The organism is Methylicorpusculum oleiharenae (genome assembly GCF_009828925.2).
Taxonomy (GTDB): Bacteria; Pseudomonadota; Gammaproteobacteria; order Methylococcales; family Methylomonadaceae; genus Methylicorpusculum; species Methylicorpusculum oleiharenae.
In genome coordinates this window covers 4351319-4367493 of sequence record NZ_WUTY02000001.1, presented here as the reverse complement: position 1 = coordinate 4367493, position 16175 = coordinate 4351319, and the positions used below count along the sequence as shown (strand labels likewise).

12 protein-coding genes and 2 pseudogenes are annotated in these 16175 nt (G+C 46.4%); 5 read left to right on the top strand and 9 right to left on the bottom strand.

The annotated features are described in order from the left end of the window. Positions 1-11: 11 nt before the first annotated feature. From GO003_RS19515 to pap, 5 genes and pseudogenes are all read right to left on the bottom strand, one after another. Positions 12-698 carry a hypothetical protein gene (locus tag GO003_RS19515; protein WP_159658867.1) on the bottom strand — a complete coding sequence of 229 codons (687 nt, stop codon included), beginning with the start codon at positions 696-698 and terminating at the stop codon, positions 12-14. Positions 699-840: 142 nt separating this feature from the next. Further along, positions 841-1944, bottom strand: a pseudogene (locus tag GO003_RS26685) (TonB-dependent receptor); the annotation flags it as partial. A gap of 576 nt (positions 1945-2520) precedes the next feature. Further along, positions 2521-2808: pseudogene (locus GO003_RS26680) on the bottom strand (TonB-dependent receptor plug domain-containing protein); the annotation flags it as partial. Positions 2809-3149: 341 nt separating this feature from the next. Continuing rightward, a complete protein-coding gene (putA, locus tag GO003_RS19505) occupies positions 3150-6281 on the bottom strand; it encodes a bifunctional proline dehydrogenase/L-glutamate gamma-semialdehyde dehydrogenase PutA (RefSeq protein ID WP_159658868.1) in 3132 nt (1043 codons plus the stop codon). 41 nt (positions 6282-6322) lie between these two features. Next, positions 6323-7816, bottom strand: coding sequence for a polyphosphate:AMP phosphotransferase (gene pap / locus GO003_RS19500; RefSeq protein ID WP_159658869.1), 1494 nt, complete (start codon positions 7814-7816; stop codon positions 6323-6325). Between the two features lie 316 nt (positions 7817-8132). Here pap and GO003_RS19495 point away from each other — a divergent pair, with 316 nt between their 5' ends. From GO003_RS19495 to GO003_RS19485, 3 genes are all read left to right on the top strand, one after another. Next, the gene (locus GO003_RS19495; protein WP_231089098.1) at positions 8133-9017 is read left to right on the top strand and encodes a transglycosylase SLT domain-containing protein; all 885 of its coding nucleotides are present in this window, start codon (positions 8133-8135) and stop codon (positions 9015-9017) included. A gap of 232 nt (positions 9018-9249) precedes the next feature. After that, positions 9250-9948: a metal-dependent hydrolase gene (locus GO003_RS19490; protein WP_159658870.1), complete on the top strand. Its 699-nt coding sequence runs from the start codon at positions 9250-9252 to the stop codon at positions 9946-9948. A 184-nt stretch (positions 9949-10132) separates the two neighbouring features. After that, complete coding sequence (locus GO003_RS19485; RefSeq protein ID WP_159658871.1) at positions 10133-10348, top strand: cold-shock protein; 216 nt, start codon at positions 10133-10135, stop codon at positions 10346-10348. Between the two features lie 377 nt (positions 10349-10725). Here the strand turns inward: GO003_RS19485 and GO003_RS19480 are convergent, their stop codons facing one another. After that, positions 10726-11190 carry a CreA family protein gene (locus GO003_RS19480; protein ID WP_159658872.1) on the bottom strand — a complete coding sequence of 155 codons (465 nt, stop codon included), beginning with the start codon at positions 11188-11190 and terminating at the stop codon, positions 10726-10728. A gap of 417 nt (positions 11191-11607) precedes the next feature. Between GO003_RS19480 and GO003_RS19475 the strand changes: the two genes are divergently transcribed. Then, the gene (locus GO003_RS19475) at positions 11608-12369 is read left to right on the top strand and encodes a motility protein A (RefSeq protein ID WP_159658873.1); all 762 of its coding nucleotides are present in this window, start codon (positions 11608-11610) and stop codon (positions 12367-12369) included. On the opposite strand, the gene GO003_RS19470 is transcribed toward GO003_RS19475, so the two are convergent. Genes GO003_RS19470 through GO003_RS19460 form a run of 3 tightly spaced genes read right to left on the bottom strand, consistent with a single transcriptional unit; the run spans position 12366 to position 14212 of the window. Further along, positions 12366-12950 carry a CDP-alcohol phosphatidyltransferase family protein gene (locus tag GO003_RS19470; RefSeq protein WP_159658874.1) on the bottom strand — a complete coding sequence of 195 codons (585 nt, stop codon included), beginning with the start codon at positions 12948-12950 and terminating at the stop codon, positions 12366-12368. The genes GO003_RS19475 and GO003_RS19470 overlap by 4 nt on opposite strands. Further along, positions 12947-13699 (bottom strand): endonuclease/exonuclease/phosphatase family protein, encoded by a 753-nt coding sequence (locus GO003_RS19465; RefSeq protein WP_159658875.1) that lies wholly within the window; start codon positions 13697-13699, stop codon positions 12947-12949. Before GO003_RS19465 ends, GO003_RS19470 begins: the two co-directional genes overlap by 4 nt. A 9-nt stretch (positions 13700-13708) precedes the next feature. Further along, positions 13709-14212: a CDP-archaeol synthase gene (locus GO003_RS19460; protein WP_159658876.1), complete on the bottom strand. Its 504-nt coding sequence runs from the start codon at positions 14210-14212 to the stop codon at positions 13709-13711. 135 nt (positions 14213-14347) lie between these two features. On the opposite strand from GO003_RS19460, the gene GO003_RS19455 reads away from it, so the two are divergent. Beyond that, positions 14348-16162: an ABC transporter ATP-binding protein gene (locus GO003_RS19455; protein ID WP_159658877.1), complete on the top strand. Its 1815-nt coding sequence runs from the start codon at positions 14348-14350 to the stop codon at positions 16160-16162. Positions 16163-16175 lie beyond the last annotated feature (13 nt).

Sequence of the window (16175 nt, the reverse complement as noted above, 5' to 3'; positions counted from 1 at the left end):
AGGCTGTTTTATTAAGTCCTATTAATGGCACAAGAGGTACCGTTTTCAGGGTAGTTGGTAGCTAAACTATTCACAGCTACGATATTGATGCGATTTGGTTGATTTTGTTGTGAAGGGGTCGTAATCAATAATGCTGAGTTGACTGCGGTTTGAACTTGGTTAGGCGTATACGTAATATTTACCTTGGTAGCAATATGAAGCGCATTAAGGTAGGCGGTTGTGAACAAACGTATGGCTGCTTTCAGTTGAGTTCTATGAGGCTCTGTGCCAGATAGATCACTGGTATTATTTTTGAATCTTAATTGGTCATGAACAACAATTGTTCCGGCAAGAGCTTGTCCAATAGTTCCAGATAAAATCGGCAGACCTGAGTAATTGGTGGGATTAGTTGGACGTGTTAAAGTGGGAATCGTAAAAATAGTACCAATTGAGCTGGTTAGGCTTATGTTTATACTGGCTAGTTCGGCTGGGGTTGCTGCACTCCATTGAATAGACGTACATGTCCCACAAGTTGATAACTCAACCTGATTTGATAAGTTACCTGAAGCTAAAGCGCTACCAGAACACTGAGTAGCAAAAGCCGGGCGACTCAATAAGGATGCGATGACTGGCGTTGTTAGTCCAATTTTTGTCAGTGAACGTCTTTTTTTGTCCACGCCACCGTTTTGATTTTCAGTATTAAATTCTTTATCGCTCATACAATTTCCTGCGTTAAGTGGACGGGCAAAGTTTATATTGATGAAATGCTAACAAAACAATGCGGTAAAGTATATTGAACTTTTGTGCAAATTTTATGACACCTCTGTTTAATGTCACGTTATGGTTCTACTTTCGTGTCGATTAGAAAGCAACCCTTACGCCCAGTTCAACCGCTCTTCCCGCATCCGGGGCCGTATTGCGTAAATAGGAAACAGAGTGGCGAATGGTTTGATCCAGTAAATTATTCGCTTTAACAAACAGCAGGAAGTCTGTGGTTTCGCCTGCGGCAATTTTGTAGCTGGTCGTCGAATTTAATAACCAGTAGCTGTCTGTTTCCGTCTCGTTTTCGCCTGGTTTGTCCTGTTCTTCCGCGCGCGTGATGCGAACGTTGGTATCCCAGACAGGATGAGTCCAGCCTACTTGCATGCCATAACGCAGCGGTGGCATTCTCGGAATATCCGAACCATCGGTAAAGCGTCCGCGCGTGTAATCGCCGAAAAACTGAGTATCCAGACTGCCGTAATGCGTTTCCAGCAGTGGTATTGTCAGTTGAGCTTCAAAGCCCTGAAATTCGGCATCGCGTTGTCCGGCCCGGTAAACCGGTAAATGGTCTAGTTCTTCGCCGGTATTGATTCTGGCAATGTAGTCCTGGGCCCAGTTTTGATAAAGGTTAAGATTGAGTTTGGCCCATTCCCGATCAATATGAAAACCTAATTCCAGATTGTGCGCGGTTTCTTCAATCAGGTTCTCGTTACCGATATCATAGCTTTGCGTGGCCAGATGGGGGCCGTCAGAGTACAGTTCCTGAACATCGGGTGCGCGCTGTGCGCGTGTGAATGACAAACTGACCGAATCCTGATCCGTTATGTCCCAAAGTGCCGAAGCTGAACCGCTGACGGGAGTATGAGAAGAGGATTTGCGGCCATCGGCGTCGATAAATTGTTGTTCTACTCTCGCGCCAAATTCAAAGGTTAGTGGGCCGGTATGAATGTCCTGGACGGTAAAAATGCCGTAGCCGTTGATATCGGAACGAGGCACAACCGCTTCTGCGCCTTTTGCTTCAAACTCGCTGTTTTTGGTTTGTGCGCCAACAACCCCGTGATCAAAAAACGCCCAGGGTTTTTGTATCAATTCCATCCGGCTATCAAAGCCTCTGTTGGTATAGACAGTACCGGTTTGCCCGTTTTCCAGTTCGGCATGTTCGTAATCGTTATAACCGAGACGTAAGCGCAAGCTATCGGCGAATGCAAATGGATCTTTGATTTCGCTTTTCATGTCGTAACGGGTTTGTTGTAGATCGATACGCACCGATTCAGGCCCTTCATCAGCATGTGCTTCATGCTCACCTTCCTCTTCTTCATGATGCCCATGCGCACCGGGAGGAACGCCGTAATTGTTATCGAGATAATTGACCGAAAAACCGATAAAGCCTTTTTCTCCTATCATCGAGAAACCGGCTGTGCCGCTGTAAGTTCGGCTGTTAGTGTTTAATAACCGGCCCCGGCTGTTGAAAACGTCTTCTTCGTGCTCTTCTTCATGACTTTCGGCTTCTTTCGATTCATCAATGGCAAGACCTGGAATCTGCATGGGGATAGTTTCTCTGAACATGCCGTCAAAATGAACCGCGAACATGTCTTTGCCCCCGTCTAGTCTAAAAGCGCTGGTTTTTCCCTCGTTGACAAAGTTGTAGCGTTGCTCGGCGGCACCTTCAACAAGACGTTCCGGCACTTTATCGGGTATACGGTTATCGATGACATTGACTACGCCGCCTATGGCGCCGCCGCCATACAATAAAGTCGAAGGGCCTCTTAATACTTCAATGCGATCCGCCCAAAACGCTTCGGTACTGTTGGCATGATCAGGGCTTAAGGCCGAAGCATCCAGACTGCCCAGGCCGTTTTGCAAGACTTGCGCCCGGGATCCGCTTTGGCCCCGAATTACCGGTTGGCCTACGCCAGGTCCAAAAGATTGGCTATGAATGCCCAGTTCATTTTTTAATGTATCGCCAACCGTGCTGCCCGCTTTTAGTCTTAAATCATCACCAGATAATACAGTGACGGGCAGGGCGGTATTTGAGGTTGACTGCGGCAGCGGCGTGCTGACGATCATTTTGCCGAAATCCAGCGGTTTATGGTCATCCGCCTTGAGTGGAATGCTGGCAGTTCCTGCAGATAAAATTACAATTGCACAGGCTTTAGGATTCATGGTTCTGGATATTAAATTGATTGAAGCGATTGGCAGCATCACGAATCAGCGCTTATTTGGCTTTAATGCGGCTTATGCCAATAAGCAAGGACGTGGGTGTAAGCCAGGATGGGTCATAATGTATGTTATATTATAACATATTACAATCTTTTTTATGCCTGATGTTTATTGATGGTTTTGTCTGATGACATGGCAAATGAAAGTGTAACTTCTCGACCGCTTTGAATTAAGGGGGGGACTTCGTATTAACTCAAATCCTGGCTAAGCAGGCCGGTGTTGCCTCCGACCGCTGCCGTATTGATGCAAAGCGTTTGCTCGCAGGCAAAGCGTTTTAAATAGTCAGGGCCTCCGGCTTTTGGGCCTGTTCCGGATTGTCCCATGCCGCCAAACGGTTGAGCCCCGACGACAGCGCCTATCATATTGCGATTAACATAGACGTTGCCGACTTTGGCGTGCTGAGCGATGGTTTCGATGGTGTCGTTCAATCTGCTGTGTATGCCCAGCGTGAGGCCGTAACCGCTTGCATTGATAGCGGCTATGATCTGGTTTAGCTGGTCTGTTTGATACCGGATGACATGCAGTATCGGGCCGAATACTTCGTGTTTTAATGCGTCCATGCTTGATACGCCATGCAACTCGACCAGCGCCGGTGGAAAAAAATGACCTTGGCGGTTCAGCTCATCGGGTAAATGCAATTGGTACAGCAGTTTTCCCCGTTGTTTTATCTCAGTCAGATGGCTATAAAGCCGATCTTTAGCGCTTGAATCGATGATTGGGCCGATATCGGTATCGAGATGAGTTGGGTTACCTACGATGAGTTGGTTCATTGCTCCGATAATCAATTCAATGACCTGTTCGGCAATGGTTTCGGGTAAAAAAAGTACGCGTAAGGCAGAACAGCGTTGTCCTGCACTATTAAACGCCGAGTAGATAACGTCTTGAACCAGCTGTTCCTTGTGCGCAGAGCTATCGGCAATCAGCGCATTTTGACCGCCGGTTTCGGCTATGAACGGCACAATGGCCGGAATCGCGAGCAGTTTGCGCGCAATATGCTTGGCTGTTGCTGTGGAACCCGTAAAAGCCACGCCGGCGATACGATAATCTGACAGTAATTGTCCGCCGATTTCAGTGCCGGAACCCGGAAGAAAATGCAGCACCGGCTCCGGAATTCCCGCTTCATATAACAGCCTGATGCAGAAAAATGCAGTTAATGAAGTTTGCTCCGAGGGTTTTGCAATCACAGCGTTACCGGCTGCCAGAGCGGCGGCGATTTGGCCAATAAAAATAGCGACAGGAAAATTCCACGGACTGATGCAGACAAAAATCCCGCGTCCGTTATAACGCAGGGTATTTTGTTCGCCGGTAGGGCCGGGCAAGGTGATGGCCTCGCCAAATTGCAGGGCGGCTTGTTGCGCATAGTAGCGGCAAAAATCAACAGCCTCTCTGATTTCTGCCAAGGCATCTTTAACAGTTCTACCGCCCTCATAAACACACAAAGCCATCAGCTCAAAGGCGTTGGCTTCCATGAGGTCTGCGGCTTTATTTAAGGCGGTAGCACGCTTATTGACCGGCGTTAACCGCCATGTATCGCGATGTCGATAAGCACAATCAATTGCTTGCCCGACCGCATCCGCGCGGCTGAATGCGACTGTACCAAGTTGTAAGTCATGATTGAAGGGGGAGTAAACCGGATAGTCATCACCTGAAAATGTCTGGCCGTTAACAACAGGATGGGCGGTATAGGTTTTGTGTTTTCGTGATTCCACATAGCGTTGGATTTTATCGAGAAAAATTGGATCAGCCAGATTAAAACCTGCCGAATTGAGACGCTCCGGCATGAACAGGGCGCAAGGTAATAAGACACCGGATTTTTTGGATTCATCTATCGCCCGCCAAAATGCAACGGGGTCTCGGGTCAGTGTTTCGATTGCGTAATCCGGATTTTCGACCTGACCGATGAACGATGTATTTGCGCCGTTTTCCAGCAGCCGCCTGACCAGATAAGGCAGCAGTTCCTGGTAAGTGCCCACCGGCGCGTAGATCCGGCAGGGAATATGCCATGGCTCGTTAATTACCAGTTCATGATAAAGCGCATCCCCCATCCCATGCAGCCTTTGAAATTCAAATGCCGGGTGTGTTTTGCCCAGATGATAAATTGCTGCAACCGTATGGGCGTTATGGGTTGCAAATTGCGGATAAAAAGTATCTGGATGTGTCAGTAAAAAATTGGCACACGCCAGATAAGAGATATCGGTCGCCGATTTGCGGGTAAACACCGGGTAATGGCTTAAGCCGTTTTCTTGAGCGCGTTTAATTTCGCTGTCCCAATAGGCGCCTTTAACCAGGCGCACAGGAATTTTGCAGTGGTGTTGCGCCGCCAGAGCGTCAAGCCAAGCCAAAACATGAATCGCGCGTTTCTGATACGCCTGCACGGCCAAGCCTAATCCCGGCCAGCCGCTTAATGATGGATGCATCAATGCCGCTGCAAATATATCCAGCGTCATTTCCAGTCTATCGGACTCTTCTGCATCAACCGTTACACTGATGTCATGTGTCTTTGCGCACTGAGCCAGATAAATCAGTTTGCCGGTCAACTCTGTTACTGCGCGATTTCGTTGCAGCGGTTCAAAGCGTGGGCATAATGCGGATAATTTGATGGATATGCCGGGCTTATCAAACAAATTAACCGTTTGAGGACTTTGTCCGGCTTGTTGAATTGCAAACAGGTAGGCCTGATAGTAGCGTTCTGCATCGGTAGCGGTTAACGCAGCCTCGCCCAGCATATCGAATGAATACCGGTATTCAATTTGTTGCCGGCTTTTTCGCAATGCAGGACCAATCGCTTCAGCCATGACGAACTGTGAACCCAAAAGCTGCATCGCCTGCTTGACAGCTTTACGGATTAAAGGCATGCCCAATCGGGCCAGCAGCGAATTTAAATGGAACTGGTGCTGCTGATAGCTGGGCTTCAGGTGTTTTTCAAATTGGCCGCTTAAAAGCAGGGCATCAGTGGATAAATTGACCAGCCAGGAATCACTGTGATGCAAATGTTCACGCCAATTGGCAGCGGCCAGTTTTTCGGCGAGAAACTGGTCCTGTGTTCGCTGGTCAGGAATGCGCAGCAACGCTTCGGCAATGCTCATCAAGACAATCCCTTCGGTGCTGTTGAGCTGATATTCATGCAAAAATGCTTCAGTAACCGATTGCTTGGGTTTTGCTGTTCTTATCGCGCTGACCAGTTTTTCAGCTGTTCGACGGGTTAGGTCGGGATCGTAATTGCCCAGCGAGCCCAATAAACGATGAACTGCGTCCGTTTCATCGCTCAACCAGGCCGAGTTGATGGCTTGACGTAATGATTCCAGTGTATGTTCAGCCATAGCGAATGCGGCAGTTAATAATCAAAAACAGGTGTGGTCCGTTATTTAGGAAGTTGAAGCGAGGATTCCAGTTTTTCGCAGTAGGCCTTGAGAATTTTGATCCGTGCATGTTTTTTGTCATTTCCTTCGACCAGTAGCCAAGGCGCACTGCGGGTGCTGGTGCGTGTAACCATTTCATTTACCGCATGTTTGTAGTCGTCCCATTTCTCTCTGTTCCGATAATCATCCTCGGTTATTTTGTATTTTTTATAGCTGATTTGTTCCCGCTCATGGAATCTTTTCAACTGTTCATCTTTGTCGATGTGCAGCCAAAATTTCAGTAAAAGAATGCCGTGACGTACTAGCGCATCCTCGAAATCGGCTATTTCAGAATAAGCGCGCTGCCATTCATTAACCGACGCAAAACCTTCGACGCGTTCGACTAGAACCCGTCCGTACCAGCTTCTATCGTAAAGTGTCACTTTTCCGGCGCGTGGAATATGTCGCCAGAAACGCCAGAGATAATGATGAGAGCGCTCTTCATCAGTGGGCGCTGCTACAGGAATAACCCGGTAATTCCTGGCGTCAACGGCATGAGTGATACGCCTGATGGCGCCGCCTTTGCCGCCGGCATCCCAGCCTTCAAAAACCAGAATACATGACCGCTTTTGTTGCTGAGCAATTCTGGCCAGATTTTTAAGCTTACTCTGATAATAATCGAGTTGTTCGTTATAGGATTTCTTGTCAATTTTCAATGACAAATCCAGCGAGTCCAAAAGGCTTTGTTGATTGGGATTGATATAGGGGGCGCCGTTATTTTTTTTTGCGCTGTTGACTTGAGCAGTCCGTTCTTCGATGTGTTGTTCAATTCTGTGCAAAACATGCTGACCTACTGTAAAGCTGCTGTATCGTATATCGCTGCCATCGACGATATGCCAAGGCGCATCGCCGGTACTGGTTTCAGTCAGGGTCTTTTCCGCCACGCCAATAAAGTCATCGTAGAGTTTTAAATGTTTTTTATCACGCTCGGTAACTTGCCAATTGGTATCAGGATTTTTTTCGAGATTTTTTATCCGCTTTTTTTGCTCATCCTTTTTTAAATGTAACCAGCATTTGATAATCAGCGTGCCGTCGTCGAATAAAAGCCGCTCGAGTTCTTTGATATTCATCAGTTCGATTTGCAATTGATTGTCATCAATTTCACCGTACACACGTTGCGAGAGAGGGTCGCTGTACCAGGAGCCGACAAATATAGCTATGCTACCTTTACTGGGTAATGTCCGCCAGAATCGCCAGAATTTGGGGCGTTCTTTTTCTTCATCACTGGGTTCGTCAAAAGCAATCGTTTGCATGTAACGCGGATCCATCCATTCGTTAAGCAGGTTTATAACGTCGCCTTTTCCACCGCCATCGACGCCGGAAATCAGAATGATCACAGGGAAGTCACAGTTCATTAATTTTTGCTGTGCCAGCAGTAATCGAGTCCTTAGTTCCGGGACTTGTTCGTTGTAATCGGATTTTTTTAAGGTGTGACCCAGTTCGGCAATTTCGAACATTATTATTCCTTCATAGGTTAGTCTGGCTTACTATATCTTAAACCCTCAGTGGGACCGGTTAGAAAAGGAATGGATAGCCGCAAAAAAACGTCATCGCCTTTTGCGATAAAAGTTAGAATTTTAGCCTCAATCGGAAGCTCTTGCTAATTTGCTGCAGACTGTCAGAAACCGGCAAATTGAATGAGTGTCAGTTATTTTTACAATTCATGATGGACGTAGTCTGATCGTAAATGGCAAATTATTGAAATTTAATTATAAAATGCTGATGGTTCAATTTTTGCTTGATAAATGTTGTGTTAGCCAAGGTGTGATTGATATGCGCGTATTTAACTTAATGAGTGTAGTGCTGATAATGTTGTTTTCATCGGCTATCAATGCCAATGAAGCCAGAATGAGTGCTTCCGGTTTACGAAAAATGGCTCAATCCTATGAACATGGGCATGGCGTTAAGAAAAGCTACGATCAGGCTTTTGAGCTTTATTGCAAGGCCGCTCTGATGGGCGATGCGTTGTCGGCTTACAACATGGGTTTTATGTATTTCAACGGACGCGGCGTTGCGCGTAATTTACCGCTGGCTATTTACTGGTTTAAAAAATCGGCAGAAACCGGTGATATTTATGCCAAAAGAATGTTGGTTAAATTTCGAGGTGTTGCGGCCGGGAAAGATGAGTCCTGCCAGCCTGACCCGCTTGTTGAAGCGGTCGTTGAACCGGCCAATCAGGTCAAATTGGTCGATAATCCCAAACGAGACAAAGTTATTACCTGGGTCAATCAGATTGCTCCGCATTACGGCATCGATCCTCAGTTGGTTATGGCCGTTATTCAAGCAGAATCGGCTTTCAACGCTCAGGCGCTGTCCAATAAAAATGCCCAGGGCTTGATGCAGTTAATACCGGCGACAGCAGAGCGCTTTGGCGTTAAAGACAGTTGGAATCCTGTTCAGAATATCAAGGGAGGAACGGCCTACCTGCATTGGTTAATGCGGCATTTCGCAGGCAATGTTGAGCATGTTCTTGCGGCTTATAATGCGGGGGAGGGGGCAGTTGAAAGATACCAGGGCATACCGCCTTACCAGGAAACCCAAAATTACGTAAAACGTATCTTGTCCAATTATCAAAAAAAATCTCATCCTATACCACCCGAGCATCCTGAAAAGTTTGATCTGGCCAATGTCAATACGCTACAAGTATCCAATTTGTAAAAGTTTTTTACAGTCAGTCATTTTTGCCTCGAATTTCCATAATTCGAGCCCCCCCGCTAATAGAAGTCTTGTAACTATTCGGTATTTTTTGTCGGATTGGTGCAGACTGTCCGGTAATTCAATAGGCGGCCCCATCTAAGCGACTCGCTGAATTGTTGCTAAATCTTTACAGTATTTGTTTTAATTGCCGTTAAAATGATTCGTTTTTGTCGCTTCGGCGCTGCGGACATCCATGGCCAATTTTAAAACACATCTTTCAGTCGCTACGTTTGCAAGTACTGCCTTTGCCGGTGGTTTGTTCCAGATATCCGTAGTCGATCCTGTTGATATCCCGAGGTTGATCTTTTTTGGCGTCATAGGCGGCTTATTGCCGGATGTTGATGCCGAAAATTCTGTACCGGCCAGACGTCTTTTTAATAGTTTGGCCTTTTTGGCCGCAGGATTGATTTTATACCGGCAAACGAATTTGATACCTGCAAAGCAATTGTTTTCGTATGCTGTTATTGCCGCGTTGCTGGTTCGTTACCCTTTATTTTATGTATTTCGCAAAACAACCAAGCATAGAGGTGTTTTTCATTCGTTATTGGGGGCGCTTTTTTTTGGCTTTCTGGTTACGTGTCTCAGTCATTGGTTTTTGCAATGGGACAGCCTGCAATCCTGGTATAACGGGATTTTTATTGGGTTTGGTTTTATTGTTCACTTATGTCTGGATGAAATTTATAGCGTCAATCTATCCGGATTAAGAATGAAAAAGTCATTTGGCACGGCTTTAAAGTTATTTAGTTATAACGATATGCTTGCTTCTGGTTTATTGCTGGTGGCAGTGATTGCTTTAATGTCCGTCACGCCTTCAGCCGATTCTATAGGTCAGGTGTTTGCAAAGACTAACTGGAAAGAGGTGGCACAGATTGGTACTCAGTTGTTGAAATAACTGCATTGACATAATCAAGGATCAGTCTACAATTGCCACAGCTAGAAAACTTGATTTACCCTTTGTTTATCAATTCGATGTCGCTCCTGTAGTCTCTCGTTCTGTTCTTCATAAAGTAATTTCCACGTTATCAGCTTTACCTGCCTGGCTTCAGGCAGTCTATACATATTTTTTAGGACTCATTATGTCTACAATAGCTACAGGCACCGTTAAATGGTTTAATGCAGATAAAGGCTTTGGCTTTATTGAACAGCAACAAGGACCCGATGTTTTCGTCCATTTTAGAAATATCCTGAGTGGAACCAGCAACTACAAATCACTAGATGAAGGCCAGCAAGTGCAGTTTAAAGTGACTAGCGGCCCAAAAGGACCTCAAGCAGAAGAAGTGACTGTCATCTAAAGGCCCGTGCCAACTCACAACAACCTCAGTTGAGAGTTGGTAACCTCCCTAAATTGAAGTTTCCCAGTTTTTATAGGGATGTCCAGGCTTGTTAGGGAGTTGTGTTTGCATTAAAAGTTGCCGTCTGCCGGAACCCAGAAGCCATCGATGGCGAAGGCTGTAACTCTTCCTTGAGCACTGGATACCGGCTATCCCTGCAGCCCAAGCCTAATGGCAGCCCGTTTTTGAAATTATTGGGAAACTTCAGCTCCCTTCAATCTGCCGTTTATCAGTTTCGATCAGTTAGTAGTGAACGAACCATCAAAATCTGATGGATCTTTAGTGTTACACAGACCTCAACTATCCCTTTTTACTTCTTCAGCGTTTCTCGGCAAGCCTCATTTACCGTTCCAGGGCATGATAGGAACTGTGGAAATGCTATTCGCCGGAGCACCATCAATTAACAAACGACTGATGGCGACATAGATCAGCGTATTTCTTTTTGAATCATAGAGACGATTCACACGGGTTTCCTTGAACAAGATGGACGTGTTTTCGCTGAATGCAGTCTCATTTTCCGGCAATTTTCCATCAATAACGATGGGCCCCACTTGTCGGCAGGCTATCGAAAATTGAGAAGGATCTTCAGCTACCCCCAGTGTTCCTGCAATACCTCCGGTTTTCGCCTGACTGATATGGCAAGTCACGCCCTGAACTTTAGGGTCATCAAAAGCCTGGACGCAAACTTTGTGATTAGCCCCTATAAGTTTCCACGCCGTTGTAACACAGCCGATTTCTTCCGATTGGACTGTAGGCGATAAAAAACTGAGAACTAATGTTAACGATGCAAGCGCTTGTTTCATAGAAATAACGAATGAGTGGAAAGAATAGGTTGGATTGTATCAATAAATATTGAGATCAGGTATTGAATCACAGCGATCTTAATAAGAAACACATTTAAATCAGATTTGCAATTGATTGGAGTCGGTTGATTGAAAAGGATTCTGAAAAAAAGAAATAACGGAAAGCTAGAGGGGATTTATTGACGCGTCCTTTAAAAATTAAGCACCTGTTGTCTCAATTCAAAGACGGTTTTATTTTAGCTGATTATGAGCTATGGTTACCTCAGGATCAACATGCTTATGTGCTTGATGAATGTTATTAAGTTATTGAAAAAATTAAAGTAAAGTTGCATTTAACGGATTCCGGTCAGCAAGTTGGATAGACAGACGCTTTGGAATTTTTTACCGGCATAAAATACGGGAAACAACCCTGCCCACATGGATTTTGCTACTATTTTCGGCCCTTTTGTTGCGGTAAGCGCCATCGCAATCGCCTTTGTACTGGATGAGGGCAATCCGGTATCGTTAATCAATTGGCCGTCTTTTATTTTGGTCATAGGCGGAACGCTGGGTGCTACTATGGTCGCTTACCCGTTAAAACAATTTGTGATGCTACCGATTTTTTTCTGGCAAAACTTTAAAACTGAGCCACTAAATCCCCAGGAACATATCGATCTTTTTGTGAATTTGGCCGATAAAGCACGGAGGGGAGGCATGCTGGCATTGGAAGAAGAGTTGCCGTCGATTGATGATCCCTTTATTCGCAACGCATTAATGCTGGTTATAGATGGCGTAGATATGGATGAGGTAAGGCAGGTGCTGGAAAACGATAATGACATGACGTCTCAGCGTCATCATGTCGGTATTGCCATGATGTCAACCATGGCCGGAGTTGCTCCTGCGATGGGAATGATAGGCACTGTGGTCGGTCTGATTGGCGTCATGGGCCACTTATCCGATCCTTCTCAATTGGGGCCTTCTATTGCGGTAGCTTTTTTAACAACGCTTTACGGCTCATTGATGGGTAATCTGATTTTCAGTCCGATGGCTAATAAACTCAAACAGAAAGATAAAGATGAAATATTTATCAGAGAGTTAATTATTGAAGGTATTTTAGCCTTACAGGAAAGCGAGAATCCCCGAATGATCAGACAAAAACTGGAATCCTTTTTGCGCCCGGGCCTGCGTTCCCAAAATTAAAGTTTCGTTTCCTCTCTGATTGATTTCAGCACGTTCAAAATCGAACGCACATTGGATCGAGGTTCAGTCAATAAAAAGGTTATCGCCATCTCTTCAATGGCTGCAGTAATACACATGATCGCGGCAATTCGAAAAGGCCAGATAGGGCCGTCCAGAAACATGAGAAATAAACTGCTTCCCATGGCTGCCGCTGCAACTTTTACAGTCCAGGTGTGATAACAGGTAAAACTGCCGAATTTGATTAATCCAAAAACGGTAGGCAATAAACAACTGGCAATAATCAGCGCAACATAAAACCACTCCTGTTCGACAATTTCAGGCCATAGCCACCAGCAGCACAAAGCGATGGTGAGATAATTCACCACATCCGCACAACTGTCCAATAGGGCGCCAAATTCCGAGACTTGCCCCATCATTCTTGCGACCCAGCCGTCTAATAAATCGGTTAAAAAGGCAAGGGCCAGCAAGCCCATAAAAGCCAATCCATATCCGTGCCATGCCAACCATAATAAAGCGGGTGCAGCTATAAACCGAAAACCGGTCAGTAAATTGGGTAATGTTAATCGGGATGGCTTTGTCATAGTTCGAATAAACCGGCTAAGGGTGCGTGGTCGGAAAGAGCATGCCATGGGGAATGGGCCAGCCGATTGCAAGATAGCGGCGTTAAGCCTCGAAAATAAATCCGGTCCATGGTTAAAACCGGTAACCATGCCGGAAATGTCTTCGCGTAACGACCATGAGTCGTTTTGAAAACCTCTTTAAGTCCCAGGTGCTCATAAAAGTGGCGATCAGCGTGGCCCAGCCAGTCATTAAAATCACCGGCAACGATCAAGGGCGCATCATGAGGCACATGAGATTCTATGCGTTGACAAAGGCGTTCAAGTTGAAGACGGCGTTCTTTTCCGGTTAATCCGAAATGAATGCAAACCACATGCAAAGGCTGAACATCAGGTTTAACCCGGATTACGCCGTGCAACAAACTCCGGCTGGCCCAGGAGAAGGGGGAAACATTGATATTTTCGAAGCTTTCAAAAGGGTATTTACTTAGCAGGGCATTGCCGTGGTGACCGGCTGTGTAGATCGCATTTTTACCGTACGCATAATGGGGCCAGACGCCCTCTGCGATAAATTCGACCTGCGGCCGGTCCGGCCAATCCGGAACGTGTTTTTCTTTATGCACATGTTCACCCTGCATTTCCTGAAGAAACAGTAAGTCTGCATCGGCTTCAATCAAAGCTTCACGGATTTGATGCAAAACAAAGCGCCGGTTTCCAACATTGAAGCCTTTGTGGATGTTGTAGGTTAATACGCGAAAGGTGCTGTCAGTCATGGGCTCATTTTAATAAGGACGTTTGCGAATATGCAGCCGGTATAGAATCGGCGAGAGAAATTCTTCGATCATAAAAAAAAGTACCATGACAACCGTGATGTCCGACCAGTCCAAATCCATGGCTATTCTTAAAATCCATAACGGTATCAGTGACTCGGGGACTGTGTCGAGTCCTCTTGCCCGGCTGCTTTCGACCAATCCGCATCTTCGTTTGATAAAGCTTGCCAATAAGTCGCCGCTCATCGTCAATAAGCCGAACAGTATTCCGGTCCAAAATCCGAATCCCAAGAACACCGATGCGCAGCCTCCCACGACGGTTGAAAATACAATGCCACGCCAGGTCTTTGAATATCCGAACAAAGGCTGCCCATCACCTAAACATAGCCCATTGTCCACAGGCCATGCAAAGCGTTTTCCCATAAACTTGGAAGCAATAACCGGTGCACCGTTGGTAACCAGCAATAGAATTAGTGCGTGAATTATACCGTTCCAATGAAATGCGGATGCAGTCATTTAAAAAGTCTCTTTTGCCCCTGTTATTGAGCCATCTTAACCGATTGAAACGGCGATCTGAACTTTAGCAAGCATGAGCCGTCGTGAATTAAGTATTGCTATATAATGCCGATCCTATGATTTGATAAAAAGATAATGGCAAAAAAAATACCCGGCTCTACATTTAACAGGGCGGTTCAAGCGCCGCCATTACCCGCTCACACGTTCAGTTTTATCCTTTATTGTCTGCGACAATTCAAGGCCTGGCTGGTGTTAATGATGGTGCTTGAAGCAGGGCAGGCGGCAGGCAGTATTATGGTGCCCTATGCAATTAAAACACTCATGGATACGGTTGCCGCTCAACCTGCCGGTGCAGGATTGTGGGATGCTTTCCAGCAACCTTTGTTACTCCTCGTGGGTTTGAATTTGGCGGAGATTGTTTTCAGCCGAAGCAGCGGTGCCGTGCTGATTATTGTGGGACCTCGCTTGCGGCAACGCACCAGCCAACTGCTGTATGCCTATCTGCAACAGCATGCGCCGCGTTATTTCGGAAATCATTTTGCCGGGGGTCTTGCGCATCGCATCAGTGAAACGTCTATGAGTGTTAATCACACGACCTGGTCGGTATTGTTTGATTTCTGGCCGATCATGATTACATTCACCGTTTCGGTTTCACTGTTGTTTCAGACCCATATAGAGTTAGGGGCATTTGTCGGCGGCTGGATGTTGCTGTATGTGGCCATCTCTTTTTGGCTGGCGACGCGTTGTCAGCCTTATGCGCAAAACTACGCTGCTACACGCAGTATGGTCAACGGCAAAATTGTGGATGCGGTAACCAATATACTCAATGCCAAGTTGTTTGCCCGCCTTGATTTTGAACGCGAGTATCTGAACGGCTTCCTGGAAACCGAAGTGCAGGCCGGACGCCGGACATTCTGGTATATGGAACGGGTGCGCTGGTTTCAGTTTATTGCTGCTGCATCATTAAAAATCGGCACTATCGGTTATGCGCTGATGCTCTGGCGCGAAGGCGCAATCAGCGTCGGTGATTTTGCGATGAGTACAGGCTTGGCTTTATTAATTATTGGCGATGCACGTAATCTTACGCGGCGATTTCTGGAATTTTTTGAGTACATAGGCAATGTCGCCAACGGGGTAGAAACGATTGTAAAACCGCATGAAATAGTCGATGTGCCGGATGCCAAACCCATGCAAATTTCCTGTGGACGGATAGAGTTTCGTGATGTGTGTTTTGCCTATGAGGCCAACCGGCCTGTATTTGAGCATCTGAATGTCGTGATCGAATCCGGGGAACGGGTCGGCTTGGTTGGCTTTTCAGGGTCGGGAAAATCGACGTTCGTCAGTCTGATATTGCGTAATTTTGAACCGCAGTCCGGGCATATTTTGATCGATGACCAGGACATAGGCCAGGCGACCCAGGATTCTCTTCATCACCAGGTCAGTTTGATTCCCCAGGACCCCAGCCTGTTTCATCGCAGCTTGAGAGAAAATATCGGTTACGGCCGTTTGCATGCAAGTGATGCCGAGATACAGAAAGCCGCACGCCAAGCCAATGCCGATAGTTTTATAGAGGCTATTCCCGAAGGCTATGATTCATTGGTCGGTGAGCGCGGTGTTAAGTTGTCCGGCGGCCAGCGTCAACGCATCGCAATAGCGCGAGTGATGCTGAAGGATGCGCCCATACTAATTCTCGATGAAGCCACATCCAGTCTGGATTCGGTCACAGAAAAAACGATTCAGGATAATCTTGACAGTGCGATGGGGCAAAAGACCGTAATCGCCATAGCTCATCGTCTATCGACTATTGCGCATCTGGACAGAATTCTGGTGTTTGATCAGGGGCGTATCGTTGAAGACGGCACGCATCAAGATTTGATGGCGCTAAAAGGCTTTTACCATCGGCTATGGACCATGCAAGCCGGAGGCTTTTTACCGGATGGGCAGGATTAATAGACGAGTGCTA

Coding starts and splice junctions, on each gene's coding strand:
- GO003_RS19515 (WP_159658867.1), bottom strand. CDS start 698: ATGAGCGATAAAGAATTTAATACTGAAAATCAAAACGGTGGCGTGGAC.
- putA (WP_159658868.1), bottom strand. CDS start 6,281: ATGGCTGAACATACACTGGAATCATTACGTCAAGCCATCAACTCGGCC.
- pap (WP_159658869.1), bottom strand. CDS start 7,816: ATGTTCGAAATTGCCGAACTGGGTCACACCTTAAAAAAATCCGATTAC.
- GO003_RS19495 (WP_231089098.1), top strand. CDS start 8,133: ATGCGCGTATTTAACTTAATGAGTGTAGTGCTGATAATGTTGTTTTCA.
- GO003_RS19490 (WP_159658870.1), top strand. CDS start 9,250: ATGGCCAATTTTAAAACACATCTTTCAGTCGCTACGTTTGCAAGTACT.
- GO003_RS19485 (WP_159658871.1), top strand. CDS start 10,133: ATGTCTACAATAGCTACAGGCACCGTTAAATGGTTTAATGCAGATAAA.
- GO003_RS19480 (WP_159658872.1), bottom strand. CDS start 11,190: ATGAAACAAGCGCTTGCATCGTTAACATTAGTTCTCAGTTTTTTATCG.
- GO003_RS19475 (WP_159658873.1), top strand. CDS start 11,608: ATGGATTTTGCTACTATTTTCGGCCCTTTTGTTGCGGTAAGCGCCATC.
- GO003_RS19470 (WP_159658874.1), bottom strand. CDS start 12,950: ATGACAAAGCCATCCCGATTAACATTACCCAATTTACTGACCGGTTTT.
- GO003_RS19465 (WP_159658875.1), bottom strand. CDS start 13,699: ATGACTGACAGCACCTTTCGCGTATTAACCTACAACATCCACAAAGGC.
- GO003_RS19460 (WP_159658876.1), bottom strand. CDS start 14,212: ATGACTGCATCCGCATTTCATTGGAACGGTATAATTCACGCACTAATT.
- GO003_RS19455 (WP_159658877.1), top strand. CDS start 14,348: ATGGCAAAAAAAATACCCGGCTCTACATTTAACAGGGCGGTTCAAGCG.